Source organism: Microbulbifer sp. YPW16 (assembly GCF_021290385.1).
Classification (GTDB): domain Bacteria; phylum Pseudomonadota; class Gammaproteobacteria; order Pseudomonadales; family Cellvibrionaceae; genus Microbulbifer; species Microbulbifer zhoushanensis.
On sequence record NZ_CP089928.1, the window covers coordinates 3,343,792 to 3,361,997 of the forward strand.

At 61.2% G+C, this 18,206-nt stretch carries 14 protein-coding genes; 6 read left to right on the plus strand and 8 right to left on the minus strand.

Features of this window, described 5'->3' with window-relative positions:
* Nucleotides 1-28: 28 nt before the first annotated feature.
* From LVE68_RS14540 to LVE68_RS14555, 4 genes are read right to left on the minus strand one after another with little or no spacing between them, the layout of a single operon-like run.
* The gene (locus LVE68_RS14540) at nt 29-1,234 is read right to left on the minus strand and encodes an ABC transporter permease (protein ID WP_232941153.1); all 1,206 of its coding nucleotides are present in this window, start codon (nt 1,232-1,234) and stop codon (nt 29-31) included.
* Nucleotides 1,235-1,262: 28 nt separating this feature from the next.
* A complete protein-coding gene (locus tag LVE68_RS14545) occupies nt 1,263-2,576 on the minus strand; it encodes an ABC transporter permease (protein ID WP_232941155.1) in 1,314 nt (437 codons plus the stop codon).
* Between the two features lie 13 nt (nt 2,577-2,589).
* Entirely contained in the window at nt 2,590-3,291 is a 702-nt protein-coding gene (locus LVE68_RS14550; protein ID WP_232941156.1) for an ABC transporter ATP-binding protein, read from the minus strand.
* Nucleotides 3,292-3,340: 49 nt separating this feature from the next.
* The gene (locus LVE68_RS14555; protein WP_232941158.1) at nt 3,341-4,621 is read right to left on the minus strand and encodes an efflux RND transporter periplasmic adaptor subunit; all 1,281 of its coding nucleotides are present in this window, start codon (nt 4,619-4,621) and stop codon (nt 3,341-3,343) included.
* Between the two features lie 405 nt (nt 4,622-5,026).
* On the opposite strand from LVE68_RS14555, the gene LVE68_RS14560 reads away from it, so the two are divergent.
* The 3 genes from LVE68_RS14560 (at nt 5,027) to LVE68_RS14570 (ending at nt 8,279) form a co-directional block, all read left to right on the plus strand.
* Entirely contained in the window at nt 5,027-6,520 is a 1,494-nt protein-coding gene (locus LVE68_RS14560) for a SulP family inorganic anion transporter (protein WP_370636671.1), read from the plus strand.
* On the plus strand, nt 6,520-7,422 hold the full coding sequence (locus tag LVE68_RS14565) for a universal stress protein (RefSeq protein ID WP_232941160.1): 903 nt from the start codon (nt 6,520-6,522) through the stop codon (nt 7,420-7,422). Before LVE68_RS14560 ends, LVE68_RS14565 begins: the two co-directional genes overlap by 1 nt.
* A gap of 98 nt (nt 7,423-7,520) precedes the next feature.
* A complete protein-coding gene (locus tag LVE68_RS14570; protein ID WP_232941162.1) occupies nt 7,521-8,279 on the plus strand; it encodes a sterol desaturase family protein in 759 nt (252 codons plus the stop codon).
* A gap of 22 nt (nt 8,280-8,301) precedes the next feature.
* On the opposite strand, the gene LVE68_RS14575 is transcribed toward LVE68_RS14570, so the two are convergent.
* Entirely contained in the window at nt 8,302-8,715 is a 414-nt protein-coding gene (locus LVE68_RS14575) for an acyl-CoA thioesterase (protein ID WP_232941164.1), read from the minus strand.
* 540 nt (nt 8,716-9,255) lie between these two features.
* Here LVE68_RS14575 and fabV point away from each other — a divergent pair.
* Nucleotides 9,256-10,434 (plus strand): enoyl-ACP reductase FabV, encoded by a 1,179-nt coding sequence (gene fabV, locus LVE68_RS14580; RefSeq protein ID WP_232941165.1) that lies wholly within the window; start codon nt 9,256-9,258, stop codon nt 10,432-10,434.
* A 209-nt stretch (nt 10,435-10,643) separates the two neighbouring features.
* Nucleotides 10,644-11,687, plus strand: coding sequence for an NADP(H)-dependent aldo-keto reductase (locus LVE68_RS14585; RefSeq protein ID WP_232941166.1), 1,044 nt, complete (start codon nt 10,644-10,646; stop codon nt 11,685-11,687).
* 113 nt (nt 11,688-11,800) lie between these two features.
* On the opposite strand, the gene LVE68_RS14590 is transcribed toward LVE68_RS14585, so the two are convergent.
* Nucleotides 11,801-14,449, minus strand: coding sequence for a TonB-dependent receptor plug domain-containing protein (locus LVE68_RS14590; protein WP_232941167.1), 2,649 nt, complete (start codon nt 14,447-14,449; stop codon nt 11,801-11,803).
* A 414-nt stretch (nt 14,450-14,863) separates the two neighbouring features.
* Between LVE68_RS14590 and LVE68_RS14595 the strand changes: the two genes are divergently transcribed.
* Nucleotides 14,864-15,097 carry a DUF2789 domain-containing protein gene (locus LVE68_RS14595; protein WP_232941168.1) on the plus strand — a complete coding sequence of 78 codons (234 nt, stop codon included), beginning with the start codon at nt 14,864-14,866 and terminating at the stop codon, nt 15,095-15,097.
* A gap of 160 nt (nt 15,098-15,257) precedes the next feature.
* Here the strand turns inward: LVE68_RS14595 and LVE68_RS14600 are convergent, their stop codons facing one another.
* Both LVE68_RS14600 and LVE68_RS14605 read right to left on the minus strand, forming a co-directional pair.
* A complete protein-coding gene (locus LVE68_RS14600; protein WP_232941169.1) occupies nt 15,258-16,547 on the minus strand; it encodes a carbohydrate porin in 1,290 nt (429 codons plus the stop codon).
* 29 nt (nt 16,548-16,576) lie between these two features.
* Nucleotides 16,577-18,190 carry a CoA transferase gene (locus LVE68_RS14605; protein WP_232941170.1) on the minus strand — a complete coding sequence of 538 codons (1,614 nt, stop codon included), beginning with the start codon at nt 18,188-18,190 and terminating at the stop codon, nt 16,577-16,579.
* Nucleotides 18,191-18,206 lie beyond the last annotated feature (16 nt).

Here is an 18,206-nt window from a genome sequence, read left to right on the forward strand (position 1 = left end):
CGTTCCGGGGAGGATAGTTTACCGCAGTTTACACACTGCGAGTGGCGGTTGCCGGTGAGATATTGGCGGCCCGCAGGGCCGGTACCAGGGCCGCTCCCAGGCTGACACCCAGTAGTAACAGGGCACAGGCGAGTGTCACCATCGGCGGCAGCGCCGGCTGGTTGAATTCCCGGGCCAGGAACCCGTTGAAGACCTGTGCCGCCGCCGCCCCCAGCAGGATACCGGCGACTGCAATGATCAGGTTTTCCAGCAGGAAGTAGCGACTGATGGCACTGCGGGTTGCGCCCAGGGCGCGGCGTACGCCGATCTGTTTCTGCCGCTGGGTTATCCAGAAAACCGTGAGGCCAACGATCCCCAGGGCCACGATAAACGTCAGCAGGATAATAACACTGGTCAGGACCTTGACCATTGTATTATCACCGGCATAGTACTCGTCCTTGTCTTCTTCCATGGTGCCCGAATTGATTACCCGGTTGGGGTCGCGTTCGGCCAGTTTCTCCTCCACCAATTTGAGTACCGCGTCCCGCTGGCCCGGCTCGGCCCGCACGATATAGTAGAACCACTGATCCAGGATTGCGGGGTAGAAGACACCGCGGCCGGCGAGGGACGAGTTCGGCCAGGGACCCAGGTTGCGTTCCACGATACCGACGATCTCGATGGGATGGTCTTCACCGCCAAGGAAGAACGCCTTGCCGAGGGCATTGCCCTCCGGAAATACGTCGTCGGCAAATTTCTGCGTGACCACCGCAACCTTGGGACGCTCGCTACTGCTGGCGCCCAGCTGCTTGACCTCTTCCGGTGAGAAACCGCGGCCGGCAACCAGTTTCATACCCATGGCATCGATAAAGTGCTCGTCCACGGTGTAGTAGTTGGCACTGGTGCCCCCGGTCTCCTTGTTGGGCTCGGTATAGAAACCGCTTGCGGAGCCACTGCCGGACAGGGGGACATGGTTGCTGATGGTGGCACTGGCTACTCCTGGCAGTGCTCGGATCATGTCCAGGTCGAGCCGGAACGCCTCGAACATGTCGTAGTCTTCCGGGATGGCCATAAAGTGAAACTTGTTGATGTCTTCAACGGCCAGGCCGGTCGGGCGGGAGATACGCTCGGTGCGCTCGTCGATCACCACCAGCGCATTGCTGACAATGGCCAGGGTCAGGCCCAGCTGCAGGGCAATCAGCAGGGCGGAGATCTTGTGGCGCCACAGCGCCGATAAAATGGGTCTCAGTTCCAGCATGGTTCTTTCCTTTTTGCGCTTGCGGGCTTCACTGGGTCTTCAGGTAGATCGACGGGTTGGTACGGCTGATACGCCACGCCGGATACAGGCCCGCCAGCAGGCTGGACAGGATGGCCAGGCCGATGGCAGCGAGCATCATAGCCCAGTCCATCGACGCGACACGGTCCATATAGCCCATCTGCAGCTGGCGTATCAGGCCCAGGCCGGCCAGGGTCAGCAGGATGCCCACCAGCCCACCGGCCAGGCCGACACAGCCGCTCTCCACCAGGTGCTGGCTGAATACGGCCTTGCGGCTTGCACCCAGCGCACGGCGCACACCAGCTTCGGGCGCCTTGCGCAGGAACTTGGCCAGCAGAAGTGCCACCGCGTTCACCAGGCACACCAGCAGGAAGGCCAGTGACAGCCAGCTGAGCATGCGGTCATCGCCATCGACCACCTCATTCAACTCCAGCCACTCGGAAGGGCTACTGAGACCGTATTTCACTGGCCGGGGGAAGCGCCCCTGCTCTTTTTGCTCGCGGATATAACCGGTGAGGAAATCCCCGTAACGCTCTACATCCTCCGCGGTGTCCAGCTGTACCCAGTACTGGATCCAGACCATGTCGCTGTTGAGTCGGTCCTCGTAACTGTTGATTTCCTCGGATTTCCAGCCATTGGTGTTGCCCCAGGGGTAGATCTCGAACTGGCGATGCAGCCCAAATGGCAGAAACGCCTCGGCTGAGTCATTGAAGTGGCCGTTGTTCAGGTCGTGCACTTTGGGGCTGGGTTGCCAGTGCTCGGTTACACCCACGACTGTAAAGGGGGTACCGTTGAAATTTACGCTGCGGCCCACGCTGTTTTCACCGCCGAACAACTTGTTATTGGTTTCCTCGGACAGCACGATCTGCTGGGTGTGGTTTTTATCCGCTTCGCTGTTCCAGGTGCCGCCGTAAATAAACTGCACATCAAAGAGGCTGAAAAAGTCCCGGCTTGTAACCCTGGCATCGGCGATAAACGGCCGAATTTTTGAATTCTCCAGCGTGATGGGGCCACCCCAGCGATGCATGGCAACCTGTTTGCTGGGGATGTCGGAGCGGAGCAGGGCGACGGCGTCCTGGTAGGTGACCTGCCAGGGCATTTCGCTGGGATTTTCTACGGTGTCGGTACTGCTCCAGCTGTCCAGCTGCACTGCGTAGAGAACATCGTTTTTTTCTGCCAGCGCATTGCGGGACATCATGTAGTTGAGAGTCAGTGTGGTCATGGCTGCGCCTACACCGACGGCAATGGCAGCTACCATCAGCGCACTCAGGATAGGAGTGCGTCGCAGGCTGCGAACGGCGAGGGAAATGTAGTATCCGATCATGGCTGCAATCCCCTTATGCGATGTCCGCGGCTGCCGGTACCATGGCCCGTTGCAGGTCGGAAACCTGGCCATCGACAATCTGGATGTTGCGGTGGGCGCGGCGGGCAAGGTCCGGGTCGTGGGTCACCATCACGATGGTGGTGCCCCACTCGTTGATAAATTCCAGCAGCTCCATCACCTGGCGGGCCATCAGGGAATCCAGGTTGCCGGTAGGTTCGTCCGCGAGCAGGAAGCGCGGCTCACCGGCCAGGGCGCGGGCAATGGCCACACGCTGCTGCTGGCCGCCGGAGAGTTGGGACGGCAGGTGTTTGGCGCGGGCGGACAGGCCTACCTGTTCCAGCACTTTTTCAATACGGCGGCGGCGTTCCTTGCCGTCGAATCCGCGATAGCGCAGCGGCACATCAATATTGTCAAAAAGGTTCAGGTCGGGAATCAGGTTGAAGCCCTGGAAGATAAAACCGATTTTTTCATTGCGCAGGCGTGAGCGCTGGCGATCGTTCAGGTGACTGACATTATCCCCGTCCAGCAGGTACTCGCCCCCGGTGGGGGTTTCCAGCATGCCGGCGATGTTCAGGAAGGTGGTCTTGCCGGAGCCGCTGGGGCCGGTTACCGAGACAAACTCCCCCTCGTTGACCTCGAGGCTGAAGTCGCGCAGGGCGTGGGTCTCGATGGTATCGGTGCGATAGCTTTTGCGGATGTTGTGCATCTTGAGCATCGTGGGATTCCCTTTGTCATTATTTATCGATTGTCAAAAACTTCTGTGTTTACTGTTTCAGTGCTACCAGCTGTGCATTGTCGAGCTCTTCCGTGGCGGAGGTGATGATCTGGTCACCTTCCTGCAGTCCCGAGATGATCTCCACCTGGTTCAGGCCCAGGGCGCCGATCTGGATCGGAACCCGAACGGCCTGGTTGTCATCGGTGAGTTTCCATGCGTAACGCCCACCGGTCTGGTCGAGGAAGGCACCGCGCTTGACCAGGATCACGTCATTGCGGTTTTCCAGCAGGATCCGCGCAGTGAGGCGCAGGTTCTGGCGCAGCTTTTCCGGCTGGCCGTCAGTAAAGCGCACCCGGGCTACCACCTGGTTGTTAATGACTTCCGGGGAGATTGCGGTGATTTCACCGGGCACTTCGCGGCCGCCCAGGTTGATGGCCACGGACATGGACAGGCCCAGGTCATCGGCATAGTTTTCCGGCACGGCGGCCTCCAGCTCGAAGCTGCGCAGGTCCACCACGGTCATCAGCGGGGCGTTGGGGGGAATGGCACTGCGCTGTGCCACGGCCAGGCTGCCGACGGTGCCGGCGACCGGTGAGGTGATCCGCAGGTCTCCGACGCGGCGCTTGAGCTCTTCGACCTTCAGCTTCTGCTGCGATACCTGCAGCTCCAGGGTGCGGGTCTCAAAGGCCAGTGCCTCTTTCTCCAGCCCGCTATTCTGTACCGCCTGTTTGTACTCCAGCTCGGCGCGGGCCAGGTCGTCCATGGCTTTTTCAAAGTCGAGGCGGGAGATGATCTGCTTCTCAATGGAGAGTTCTGCGCGGCGTACCTCGCGCTTGGCTGCCGCGAGGTTGACACTTGCCAGGTCTGCCTTCTGCTGGTTCTCCAGGCGTTGGCGCTTGGCCTGGATCTTCTGCCGCTCAAGCTCAACGGTCAGCTTGTTCAGCAGGGCCTCCTCCTGGGCCAGCTGGTTGGAAAGCTCGGGGCTGTCCACCTGGGCCAGTAGCTGGCCCTCCTCGACGATATCGCCGGCCTTGACCGTAAACCTGACGATGCCCTGGGCCGGGCTGAACAGGGTAGGGCTGTTGGCGGCCACCACCTTACCCTGGACCACAAGGTCCCGGACCAGGTCCCCGCGCTGAACCTCTGCCACGTTGACCTGTGACAGGGACACGATGCCGTCCACGCTGCCGGTGTCGTGCCAGGACTTGATTCCCCAGCCCACCAGGGCCATGGCCAGCAGGGTGATGCCGGCGGCCTTCAGGGCCTTGGGTTGTTTCCAGAGGGGGGCGGCGTCCAGCTGGATATCCTGTCCCGAGGTATCTCTTATCATTGTTCTGTTCTGGTCCTTTATCGCTGCTTGCTAGGTTTTTGTCAGTTGGCGCCGGTGCCTGCAGGCCTTTGACGCAATGAATTCCCGTTGTGGATGCAGTCGGTGTTATCGGTATCCGCTGGTGCAGATGACTGTCACAAGCCATTAGAGCAAGGGCTGTGCCATGTCTGAACATTTTTGTAACTTATTGAAATGAAAGGATTATTTTGATTTTCCTGGTGGGTCGTCGGGGCGCCAGGTGTCCGCTGCAAGTGTCCGCTGTCCGGCCGGAGAGTGGCCCGGACAGGTGTGCCGTGGGGCGCCGCGCCTTTATGTGGAATCTGGCCCGTGGTAGAGTGCGCGGCCTTTTTTTGACCAGTTTTTAACCCGACTGATTACCCGATTCCGCCCTGGAACCCGACTGCTATGCTGCTCTCCTCGACCAAGGCCGACTGGTTCGGCAATATCCGCCGCGATGTACTCGCGGGCCTGGTGGTGGCCCTCGCCCTGATCCCCGAGGCCATTGCTTTCTCCATCATCGCCGGGGTGGACCCGCGCGTGGGGCTCTACGCCTCCTTCTGTATTGCCGTGGTGATTGCGTTTGTGGGCGGACGCCCGGGGATGATCTCGGCAGCCACCGGTGCAATGGCGCTGCTGATGGTGACCCTGGTGAAAGAGCACGGGCTGCAATACCTGCTGGCGGCCACGTTGCTGACCGGGGTGCTGCAGATCATCGCCGGCTACCTGAAACTGGGCAGCCTGATGAGTTTTGTCTCCAGGGCCGTGGTGACGGGGTTCGTGAATGCGCTGGCGATCCTTATCTTTATGGCGCAGTTGCCGGAGCTGACCAATGTCACCTGGCACGTGTATGCGATGACCGCGGCTGGCCTGGGTATCATTTACCTGTTCCCGCGTATCCCGGTAATTGGCAAGGTGGTGCCGTCGCCGCTGGTCTGTATTCTCACCCTCACGGCGGTGGCGGTGTATATGGGCCTCGATATCCGTACCGTGGGTGACATGGGTGACCTGCCGGATACGCTGCCGGTGTTCCTGTGGCCGGAAGTACCGCTCAATTTCGAGACCCTGCAGATCATCTTCCCGTATTCCGCCGCGCTGGCAGTGGTAGGCCTGCTTGAGTCCCTGATGACCGCCACCATTGTGGATGACCTGACCGACACGCCCAGTGACAAGAACCGGGAGTGCAAGGGCCAGGGTGTCGCCAATATCGCCACCGGCATGATGGGTGGCATGGCCGGTTGCGCGATGATCGGCCAGTCGGTGATCAACGTGAAATCCGGTGGTCGCGGGCGGCTGTCTACACTGGTGGCGGGTGTCGGCCTGCTGACCCTGGTGGTGTTCCTGAGTGACCTGGTGGCGGTGATTCCCATGGCGGCACTGGTGGCGGTGATGATCATGGTGTCCATCGGTACCTTTAACTGGGACTCCATCCGCAACCTGAAGGAGCACCCCCTTTCCACCAACCTGGTCATGCTGGCGACCGTGATTGTGGTAGTGTGGACGCACAACCTGGCATATGGTGTATTTGTCGGTGTACTGCTGGCATCCCTGTTTTTTGCCAACAAGGTCGGCCACTTCATGTACGTGGCCTCAGAGCTGGATGAAGAGTCCTCCACCCGCACGTACCGTGTGGTAGGACAGGTATTCTTCAACTCTGCTGACAAGTTTGTCGCTGCCTTTGACTTCAGGGAGGTGGTGGACAAGGTGGTCATTGACCTGAGCCGGGCGCATTTCTGGGATGTTTCGGCGGTATACGCACTGGACAAGACCGTGGTGAAGTTCCGCCGGGAGGGCTCCCTGGTAGAGCTGGTGGGACTGAATGCAGCCAGTGAGACTATCGTCGACCGCTTTGGTGTGCACGACAAGCCGGAAGAAATCGAGAGGGTCCTGGGAGGACACTGATGACCGAGAGTCCAGAAAACAATAACGAAAAACAGGTTAACGGAAAGAAGCGCGAGCCGGTGGTGCTGTCCTGCATCGATGGTTCCCGCCATACCAGTGCCGTATGCGATTACGCTGCCTGGATTGCGTCGCGCACCGGGGCGCCACTGAAGCTCCTGCACAATATCGAGCGCGGCAATGTGCCGGCAGTGGCTGACCTGACCGGCAGTATTGGCCTGGGGAGCCAGGAGGAGCTGCTGGAAGAACTCACCGCGCTGGAGCAGCAGCGCGCACGCCTGATGGTCCAGCAGGGCAAGCTGATGCTGCAGGCGGCGCGTGAGCGCGCCGCCATGGCCGGCGTGCAGCAGGTGGAAACCTGCCAGCGCCACGACAGCCTGGCGGAATCACTGATCGAGCTGGAAGAGTCCATCCGGGTGCTGGTCCTCGGCATCCGCGGTGAGGAGCATGGCGATTCCGAGCAGGGTCTGGGTTCGCAGCTCGAAAACGTGGTGCGTTCCCTGCACCGGCCGATCCTGGTGGTCAACCGGGAGTTCGCCGAGCCACAGCGCATCATGCTGGCCTACGACGGTAGCGAGGCTGCCGGCAAGGCGCTGCAGATGGTCGCCGAGAGCCCGGTGTTCCGTGGTGTATCCTGCCACCTGGTGTTCGTGGGCGAGCCCGAAAAAGCGGAGGCGTTGCTGGCCGAAGCCAGTGCACAGCTGGACGCTGCGGGCCTGGCAGTAACCGCCAGTAACCTGAAGGGGAACATTGTCGAGGCCCTGACCGCCTACCAGCAGGAAAACGACATCGACCTGACCGTGATGGGCGCGTTCAGCCACAATCGCCTGCGCGACCTGTTGATGGGCAGTGTCACGGCGAAGATGCTGCTCAAAACCCGGCAGCCGGTATTGTTGCTTCGCTGATTACCTGACATTACCCGCCGCGCTGTAGTTGATGCGCAGACCCCGCCCGCCCGGTGCCGTTGCCCGGGCCGGCATGCAAAATGGAGCCGAGGGTCGCCATGAGCCAGTTTTATTCCCCCCACCGATCAGGGCCAGCCAACCCCCCCGTGCCGGCCAGGGTCCGCTCCTTTCGCCACCGCTATCGACAACGCCATATCGGCCGCCTCTACAGCGGCTGGCTGCACCTGGCATTTACCGTTTGTGCCACGGTGGCCGTCTGTATCCTGTGCCTGCTGCAGCTGCGGGCTCCGGCCTGGTATGCCTGGCTGGCAGTGCCCCTGACGTTTGTGTATGTGAACCTGATGGAATACTGGGGCCATCGGGGACCCATGCACCACCCGCCCCGGGGCTGGCGCCGGAAACTGTTGTCCGGCGTCTACCGTCGCCACACGCTGCGCCATCACCGCTTCTTCCACAGTGACGCCATGGCCTTCGACGGCAGCCGGGATTTCCATGCGGTACTCTTTCCGCCGGTGCTGGTGGTGTTTTTCCTGCTGGTGACGGTGGTGCCGTCGGGCATCCTGGTGGCGTGGCTGGGAGGCGCCAATGTGGGCTGGCTGTATGCGGCGACGGTGTTGGCCTACTTCCTGAATTACGAGTTACTGCACTTCGCCTACCACACCCGTGAAGATGCGTGGATCGGGCGCCTGCCGGGAATGGCGCGACTGCGTCGCCTGCATACCTGGCACCACGACCCGCGCCTGATGGGGCAGTACAACTTCAATATCACTTATCCGATCGGGGACCTGCTGTTTGGTACCCTGTACCCGGGCGACGGGGTACGGCAGGGCAAGCCCGTGGGGGGACCCGCGCGCTGACCGGCACGGGCCCGGGGCCTGGTCAGCTCGCCAGCCGCTGCTCGCGCTCCGTGGCCTGCCGGGCCTGCTCCACGGTCATGCCGGCTTTCCGGTGCGGGGTGGGCCTGCCCTCGGCGTCCAGTGCGACGAAGACGATACGGTCCACCTGAAGGATCAGTTCCCGGTCCTGTTTCCTGCGCACCTCGCAGTGGATGGTCAGCGAAGTGCGGCCGATGCCTACCACCTCAAAGCCGAATTCCACCACGTCGCCACAGGATGCCGAGCTGACAAAATTGATTTCCGACATCAGCTTGGTAACCACCATCGGGGTGCCCATCTGGCAGCCGGCAAAAATGGCCGCTTCCTCGTCGATCCAGGCCAGCAGCTGGCCGCCAAACAGGCGCTGTGCGGGATTGAGATCTCCGGGTTTTACGAAGTGGCGGGAATAGTATTTCATGATTACCTCTCTTTACCTCTCGGTGCTGCCAGTGGGTCCCACTGCGCCTGGTGTAGGGCGATGGGGCCCGTGAAATCCTGGTCGGTGACGGTGGTGCCAGTGCAGGGGCCACGGACCATTTACCCCGGATGGTGCACAGAGTGTGCCAATGGCAGATGACAGCAGTAGCGACGCTGCCGGGGAACCGGGTGACAGCTGGCGCGGCCCGATGCATCCCCTGGTGGCAGCCGGCCGGACGGTTGCACCATGAGCCGGCAGGGGCCAGGGGTGTGGGAAGGGCAGCGAGGCGCCGGGACGCCGCTGCCACAGGAGGTGGACGGCTTGGCCAGTTTGGCCTGCTATCGGGATATTCTGGACAGGTTGTTGCGGTGGCAGAGCTGGTTGCTATGGACTGGGACCGCAAGGCCGATAGAATGACTCGCCTCCGTGACCCGGGCGTCGTAGCGCCCGACCGGTAACTACCGGAACAGAATAACCGGCGTGCGGCAGCCACAGGGCCCGCCGCCCCCGCATCCCAGAGCTGAAGGGAGAGACTCAGGCATGATTATCCAGCCCAAAGTACGTGGCTTTATTTGCACCAACGCCCACCCGCAGGGCTGTGCCGCCAACGTGCGTGAACAGATCGACTATATCAAGTCACAGCCAGCCATCGAGGGTGGTCCCAAAAACGTGCTGGTGGTGGGCGCCTCCACCGGCTACGGCCTGGCCTCGCGCATCACCGCCGCATTCGGCTGCAAGGCCGGCACCCTGGGCGTGTTCTTCGAGAAACCGCCGACCGAAAAGCGCACCGCCTCTGCCGGCTACTACAACTCCGCCGCCTTCGAGGAAGAGGCCCACAAGGCGGGGCTGTATGCCAAAAGCATCAATGGCGACGCCTTCTCCGATGAAGTAAAGGCCCAGGCGATTGACATGATCAAGGCGGACATGGGCAAGGTCGACCTGGTGATCTACAGCCTGGCCTCGCCGCGCCGCAAGGACCCGAAAACCGGTGAGCTGCACTCCTCGGTACTGAAGCCGGTGGGTAAGTCCTACACCGCCCGCAACCTGAATACCGACAAGCTGGAAATTTCCGACATCACCCTGGAACCCGCCAACCAGGAAGAGATCGATGCGACGGTCAAGGTCATGGGCGGCGAGGACTGGGAACTGTGGCTGCAGGCCCTGGGGGACGCAGGCGTACTGGCCGACGATTGCAAGACCGTGGCCTACACCTATATCGGCGAAAAGCTCACCTGGCCGATCTACGGCCACGCCACCATCGGCAAGGCCAAGGAAGACCTGGATCGCGCGGCCAAAGAGATCAGTGGCAAGGGGCAGGCCGACGCCCACGTGGCGGTGCTCAAGGCCCTGGTGACCCAGTCCAGCTCCGCAATCCCGGTGATGCCGCTCTACATCTCGCTGGTCTACCAGGTGATGAAGGAAGAGGGGACCCATGAAGGCTGTATCGAGCAGCTTTACCGCCTGTACACCGAGGGGCTGTACAGCGACAGCCCGCGCCTCGACAGCGACAACCGCTATCGCATGGATGACAAGGAGCTGCGCCCGGAGACCCAGGCCCGCATCGAGGAGCTGTGGCCCGAGGTTACCGAAGAGAACCTGTTCGACCTGACCGACTATAAAGGCTACCAGGCGGACTTCCTGAAACTGTTCGGCTTCGGCGTCAAGGGTGTCGATTACGATTCCGAGACCAGCCCGGTTGTGGAAGCGGATTTCAAATAATCCCCCCTCCCGGCCTGTAGGGGCGAACCTTGTGTTCGCCCTGGTCCCAGGCGGCGCTGGAGCATCAGGACAATTCCCTGATCCTGGCTCTGGCCGCGATTAACGCTACCGCTTTTCCCTGGCTGTAATCGCGGCCATGGGCCGCTCCTACATTTACCCTCCCCGAACCTGCATAATTACTCCTTTGGAGAAACTGCAGGAGCACTCCCATGGAATACCGCCAGCTCGGCACCACCGATATCCAGGTCAGTGAAATCTGCCTGGGTACCATGACATTTGGTGAGCAGAATACCGAAGCCGAGGCCCACGGACAGCTGGACTACGCACTCGCCAACGGGGTGAATTTTATCGACTGCGCCGAGATGTACCCGGTGCCGCCGCGCGCCGAAACCTGCGGGCGCACGGAGGAATATATCGGCAGCTGGATCGCGGCGCGCGGCAACCGCGACAGCTTTGTCCTGGCGAGTAAGGTCACCGGGCGCGGCGCGTCGAACTCCGGCGTGGGGCATGTGCGCGGCGGGCCGCGCCTCAGTCGCGAGCAGGTGCTCGCCGCCTGTGACGAGTCCCTGCGGCGCCTGCGCACCGACTATATCGACCTGTACCAGGTGCACTGGCCCGAGCGCCAGGCGAACTTTTTTGGGCGCCTGGGCTACGAGCACGGCAATGACGACGGCATTGCAATTGCGGAGACCCTGGATACCCTGGAAGAACTGGTAAAGGCCGGCAAGGTGCGCCATATCGGAATTTCCAACGAGACCCCATGGGGAATGATGGAGTACCTGAAGTTGTCCGCTGCAGCGGGCAAACCCCGCATCGCCAGTATCCAGAACCCCTACAACCTGCTCAACCGTACCTTTGAGGTGGGTTGCGCGGAGATGGCGATCCGTGAAAAGTGCGGGCTGCTGGCCTATTCACCGCTGGCTTTCGGCGCCCTGTCCGGCAAGTATCTTGGTGGCCGCAAGCCGGACGGCGCACGACTGGCGCTGTTCGAGCGCTTCCAGCGCTATACCGGGCCCCGCGCCGTGGCAGCGACGGAAAAATATGTGGCGCTGGCGCAGGAAGCGGGGCTGGACCCGGCACAGATGGCGCTGGCATTTGTTAACCGGCAGCCGTTTGTTACCTCGAATATTATCGGCGCAACCACCATGGCGCAGCTGCGAAGCGATATCGAGAGTGCAGAACTGGTGCTCGCTGAGGACCTGCTGGAACAGATAGAGGCGGTCCACGCCGACAACCCAAATCCCGCACCCTGATACAGTTCTGTCCGGTTTCCACGGGGTGAAGCCAACAAAAAAATCCCGCCACTGCCTCAGGGCAGGGCGGGATTTTTCTTTTGCCCGGTATTCAGGCCGGGCCAGGTTCCGGTCTAGAAGGTATAGGTGGACGAGAGGTAGGCAAAGCGCCCCTGGCCACTGTGTACGCTGGGCGTGAAGCCCATAAAGTCCGAATAGTCCATGGGCGGTTCCTCATCCAGAAGGTTGGTGACGCCCAGGGTCACGGTAATGCTGTCAAAGCCGAAATAGTTCACGGTGGTATCCACGGTGGTCATGGAGTCCACGTCCCCCATCCCGGGCTGCTGAACCGACGCATCCTGGGCGAAGCTGTCGATAAAGTTTACTGCAACACGGGCTGACATGGTGTCGCGGCTCCAGTCCACTGCTGTGGTCCAGCGCATTTCCGGCAGCTCGTAGTCGCCCGCCTCACGGTTGATGCGGGTGCCGCCATCGGCAGCCGGACGCAGTTCCTCGTATTCCAGCATATAGTTCAGGACATAGGAGAAGCCGAAGCTGCCGTAGTCTGTGTCCAGGTTATAGCGCAGGTCCAGGTCGATACCGTTGGTGGTCAGGTCACCGAGATTCTGGAAAGAATCATTGATGTTCACCACCTCGCCGGGATCCCCGGGTATGCCGGTGGGGCGGCGCACTACCACGCCGGGATCATTACCGAAATTGCTGAAGACATATTGGGTATCGGAATCGATGATGTTCTCGATATCGTAGTTGTAGTAATCCAGGGTCATTACCAGCTTTTCGTCCAGGTTGACGATCATGCCCAGGTTATAGCTCTCCGACTCTTCCGGACCCAGGTCCGGGTTGCCGGAAAATACCGCGGTATATTCCTGCGGTTCACAGGCCTTGTTGATATTGCCCACCGCCTCACAGCGGCTGCTGTCCACCAGGTTGGGGGACTCATCGGTACGGCCCAGCCCCAGCTGTGACAGCGACGGTGCACGGAAGGCGGTGCCCCAGGAGCCGCGGAAGGACATGGTGTCCATTGGCGACCACAGGAAGGAGACCTTGGGATCGGTAGTGGTGCCAAAGTCACTGTAGTCCTCGTGGCGCGCTGCCACTTGCACTTCGAGCGTATCCAGTACCGGCACTGCCAGTTCGGCGAAAACAGCGGTGTTGTCCCGGCTGCCGTTGGCCTGGGTGGCCTCGGTACCGAAGATGTCGCCGCGCAGGAACTGGTCATCCGGGTTGTCACTGATGGAGTCCTGGCGGTGCTCGGCCCCCAGTGCCAGCATCAGGTCGCCGCTGGGCATGGCGAGGATGGGACCGGACACCTGGCCGTCATATGAGCGGGTGGTGGATTTACCTACCCGGGTAGTGGTGGTCTCGATATAGGCGAGCGCCTCGGCGGAGTTGGAGGAGGGCTCAAATGGATCCCACAGGCCGCTGTCGATGGCTTCCTGGGTTCGGCGCGCATTCGGGTAGCCGTCCACGCCGCGCTCCACGGCGTCACTCTTGATATAGCTGTAGGCCGCCTCCCAGGTCCAGTCTCCCAGGTCTCCCTCCAGCCCGACAACACTGCGGAAGTAATCCGATTCAACCTCCTTGAGGCGATTGCCGATATCCACCGTGCGCCGGCGCATGGTCAGGTCCTGCTGGTAGAACTGGCTGGTGGGCATATCGGCAAAGGGATGGTTGGGGTTGTCCCCTGCCATGAACAGCTCCTCAAAGCTCGGGCTGCCTGCACCCTGTACGGTGGTCTTCGAGTTCTGGCCATTGATTTCTGCAAAGGCCTCGACACTATCGGAGATATCATAGCGGCCCAGGTAATTGAAGCTCACGCGTTCGGTGGAAGGGATCATGCTCATAAACGGCGCGTAATCGTAACGGCACAGGTTGTTGGCCGCGTCGATATCCTCGGGGGCGCAGACGTCGTTTCCGAAGGTGTCCGGCACGCGCACCGTGGGGTCAGAGGCCAGCTCGATGGTGCCGGGAATGCCCGAGGAACTGCGGAAGTCGGTGGCGAAAGGGTCGTTCGGGCGCAGCGCCGACTGGTTGGCGGAGCGGGAGTAATCCCGGTCGGCGTAGAGGGTTTCCTCACGGTTGAAATAATCCACGATAAAGGTGTGGCTGCTGTTCTCGGTGACGTTACCCCATACCATGCTCAGGTTGCTCTCACTGCCGCCGCCGGCGGAGGTTCCCCCCACCTTGCCGGACAGTTCCACACCGTCGAAATCATCGCGCAGGATAATATTGATTACGCCGGCGATAGCATCGGAGCCATAAGTGGCCGAGGCACCGTCCTTGAGCACATCGACGCGCTCGATGGCGGCAAGCGGAATATTGTTGATATCCACAAACGCGGTATCGATATTCTTGGCAAACGGGCTCACCGATACCCGGCGGCCGTTAACGAGGATCAGGGTGGAGTCGGCACCCAGCCCACGCAGTGAGACACTGGAGCCTCCGTTGGCGGTATCGTCACTGCTGTTGGCCTGGGTAGAGAAGGTCCCCTGGCCAGAGATGGGCAGCTTGCTAAAAAGGCCGATCAGGTCGGTGACACCGGTGGCGGCAATATCCTCGGCATTGAGGCTGGCTACGGGGGATGGCCCGTCCAGTTGCGCCCGCTTGATATGGGAGCCGGTGACCTCCACCAGCTCCATTTCCCGCTCAGCGATATCGGCGTCGCCGCTGGTCGGGTTCGATTGCGCCAGTGTCGGTGCGCTGAACACAAGTGCCGACAGGCAGAGTGCGATTGGGGTTTTCTTGAATTGGTACCTTTCCATAGGTCTGTCCTCTTTATGCATTTTTATTGAGAAAACTATTTTTATTATTACAGCGCTTCGAGACTATCAGTCTACTCCCCTGTCGGGGAGATGCCGAGCGTCAAAGTGAGACCAGTGGGCGACCAAATTTGTGAGCTGGGTCAAGACTGGCGCAATCAATGGGGCGGTAATTCAAAAAGTATTGAAAAATAAACTGTCCGTACCCAAGTCAACGTGAGTACCAGTTTTGATGGCACACTGTGTCAGCCTGCCGGTGCCCGGCGCGGAGATGACCAGTAGTTACACCGTGCTGCGCCGGGCTTCGCGGGCCTGACGGCACTATACTCAGGGAACTTCCCGATGCTGGGATCGCTAGTGGCGTTTTCTTTGGCGCCCGCGAACTTCAACAGACGGAGCAACAACGACGGAGCAACAATGGATACTTCGACTCATCACAACCTCAATGACCTGTTCGCACAGTTGGGACTCGCGTCCGAGGATGCGGCTATCGATGAATTCCTGGCGCGCCATCATCTTTCCGGGGATGAAAAACTCGCCAGGGCGCCGTTCTGGTCTGACAACCAGCGCCGTTTCCTGGAGCAGGCGATTGAGGACGATTCCGACTGGTGTGAAGTGGTGGACGAGCTGGATACGCTGCTGCGTCACTGACGAAGAAAGGCCCGGGCATGATTCAGTGGCATCCGCTGGGCCTGCCGCCCCTGCCCGGGCGACGCATTGCCGGCCAGTAATGTCGCCGGGCAGCACGCCCGTGATTCACTCTTTTCCGCAACCGTTGTTGCCGTGAATTTTTCAGGCACGGGCATAGACCTCAGAACGCGATCCTGAATCGCAGGCCCATTGTCCACAGGCTGTCTTCAGCCGGGTTCAGGGAGGGATCGAAAATTACCTGGGCATTGGGCGTGATCGCAAACTGAGGTGTCACATGATAACGGTAAAAAACCTCGGCAGTGGTCTGGCTGTCGAGGAATTCATTGTCAGGGCGCGCCCAGCCCACACCGATGCCGAACAGGTCTGAATATTCGGCACAGGGCCGCCAGCCCACGCCGGCGGTCAGGTTGCGATCGACAAACCAGCCGTTTGACCAGCCACCGCGCAGAAATGGCATCAGGTTCCCATTAATCAGCATGTTCCAGTTGAACGCCATTCCATAGGCGCGGGGGCTGCCGTCCTCCAGGGAATTGCGGTACCAGAAGTCAATGCTGAGGTTGTCGGTATCCATGGGCCCGCGGGCCTGGATAGGGGTGCCGCTACCGGCCAGTGCACTGCGGCCGACCTGGATATGGTAAAAGCGCTCATTCTCACTGAAGAAATCATCGGCGGTAAAACCGGTGTCATCACTGCGGGCTGTGTAAACCCCGCCCAGGAAGTACAGGTTGTCATAGCCATAGGGGTAGGCGGCGGCAACCGCACCGAACCCCCGCAAAGGCGATGCAATAGTGGGGCTGGTAGAAAACGTCTGGCTGAGGAACTGCCGGTTGTCATCAAAGAACGGGTAGGCATTGATGTAGTTCGGTGCAAACACCTTTCCAACAGTCCACTGGAAACGGTTGTCGGCGAGGTCCTGGCGCAGGTATGCCTGGGTAATGCCCAGGTCGAATTCGCCCCAGGTGGCGGCGGTGGGGACAATCGAACCGGCGGCAATACCCGCCTGCAACGGCGGCAGTTCCGTTTCCAGGGGGCGTCGGTCCTCGATGGCCATATCGAATTCCAGTGAATTCGGCTGGCCCCGGTTGGCCAGCTCCAGGCCCAGGTTCAGGGTGAATTTCTGGCCGACGGAGTTCTCTTCATCAACCAGGCTGTCCGAGTAGCGCTGCCCCAGAACCTGGTAGGAGCCGCCAATGGAAAACCCGTATTCCTCGCGCCAGCGTTCCTTGCGCTGCAGCCAGTTCTGCAGGCCGCTGGGAAAGCGAAAACGCCCGCCCCTGGGGCGATCGATCTCCTCCAGGTCACCGCCGGCTGACAGGGTCCCGTCGAGGAGATCTGGCACCTCCTCTGTATAGGTACCGGTGGTGCTGTCCTGGTAATAGCCGGTGTCGGGACCTGGCGGCGGGGGAGTGCCCTGGGCACTGGCAAAGGCCGGCAGCAGCCATATCCACAAGGCAATTCGGCGGGCCGGAGCAGGCACTGTCACTCCTGCCACCGGGGCAGGTCGCTGCCGCGGACGCTCACCAGCGGCTCGCGCCACCGCCCCGGTGTTTTTGAAAACTTCACCTGCGGCGCGAGCCGGTATACCTCGCCGTAAGACGAGGCAGCGGTTAACGTTTCCGGTGCCTGCATACGGTGCTCCGGCGCGCTGGCATCGAATTCCTTGTCCGGGAACATGCCCAGGCTCTGGTACCACATGGCGGCCCGGGACAGACTGACGCGCACGTGGTAACTGCCACCGGATTCGGCGCGGCGTCGCAGCGCTTCGGTGACACCGGCGGCGCCCAGGTAGCCCGCGATATAATCGTTCAGCACCAGGGTAGGGGGGAACTGTGGCGCTTTCCCGCCCCCTTCGGCCATGGTGTAGCCGGTGACGGTCACCGCCTCCATGTCGAAAGCGGCCCTATCTTTCCAGGGGCCGTCCCAGCTGTACCCGCGCAGCGACAGGTAGATGATGCCCGGGCGCTTCTCCGCCACTTTCTCGACGCTGAAACCCAGGTTGGCGATGGAGCGCCCGCGGAATCCCTCGATAAAGACATCGGCACCGGGGACCAGCCCCGTCAAGGTTGCGTTCTGTTCCCGGTTCCGCAGGTCGAGCCAGGCAGAGCGCATGCCGACGTTAACGTCGGTAATCAGTATTTCATGCTCGAAAGATTGATCGCGGGCAATATGCAATACCTCTGCCCCCTGTTCGGCCAGTGTGCGGGCGGCACAGGTCCCCGCGATCACGTGGGTGAGAGACAGGCAGCGGACGCCGGAGAGGGGTTGTGCCGGGTTTTCACGGAAAGGTTCCGGTTCCGATTCACCGACCTTAACAATTTCGATCAGAGGCCGCCCGGCCAGGTATTTGCCCTCGGGATGCGCAAGCCACTCCCCGGTAGTGCGGTGCATTGCACCTACCGCGCCGCCGTCTGCCAGGGCCTGCTCCAGCTCCTCCCCGTCGCGCCGCTTTACAGCCCCGGCAATAGACTTCCGGTTTGGTTCTGCCCCGAGCAGATTGAGGGCGCGATGGTAGAGGTGCGGGTAGACGCCGGTGATATTCATAAAGCGACCGTCTCGGGTCTCGAACGGCACAAATGACATCGGGTTGCCGGGGCCAAGAGGCGCCTGGTACCAGAGCCCGTTCACGGTCGGCACGAAGGAAAAACCATTGGCAACTGGGTCATCGGCAGCCAGGTCACCATTCTTCTGGCGCTGGCGCATCACCAGCGTCATGATGGGGTTGATGTTGTAGATGGATTCCCGCAGGTCCACTTTCAGGTCCTGGCCCTCACCGGTGCGTTGTTTCCAGATGGCTGCGGCCCCCACTGCCGCGGCCATGGCCGGCAGGGCCATACAGGTGCCGATACGGAAATGGCTGCGCAGAATCGGGTCGCGGCCGGTAAAGGTCACCTCGCCGCCGCCGTCAGCAGGACTGCGACCCAGTTCCTGCATAAAGCGGGAGAATGCCTCGTCGATATCAAATGGGGAGCTGCCCGGGCCCTGGGCTCTCCTGATGGATGCGGCCAGGCCCTGTTCCGGGAACATGCTGCCGAGTGCCGGGAAGAGTAGGGCGGCGCCACCGGTGCGAAGAAAGTCCCTGCGACTGACAGGCATGACAACCCTTCCTCTA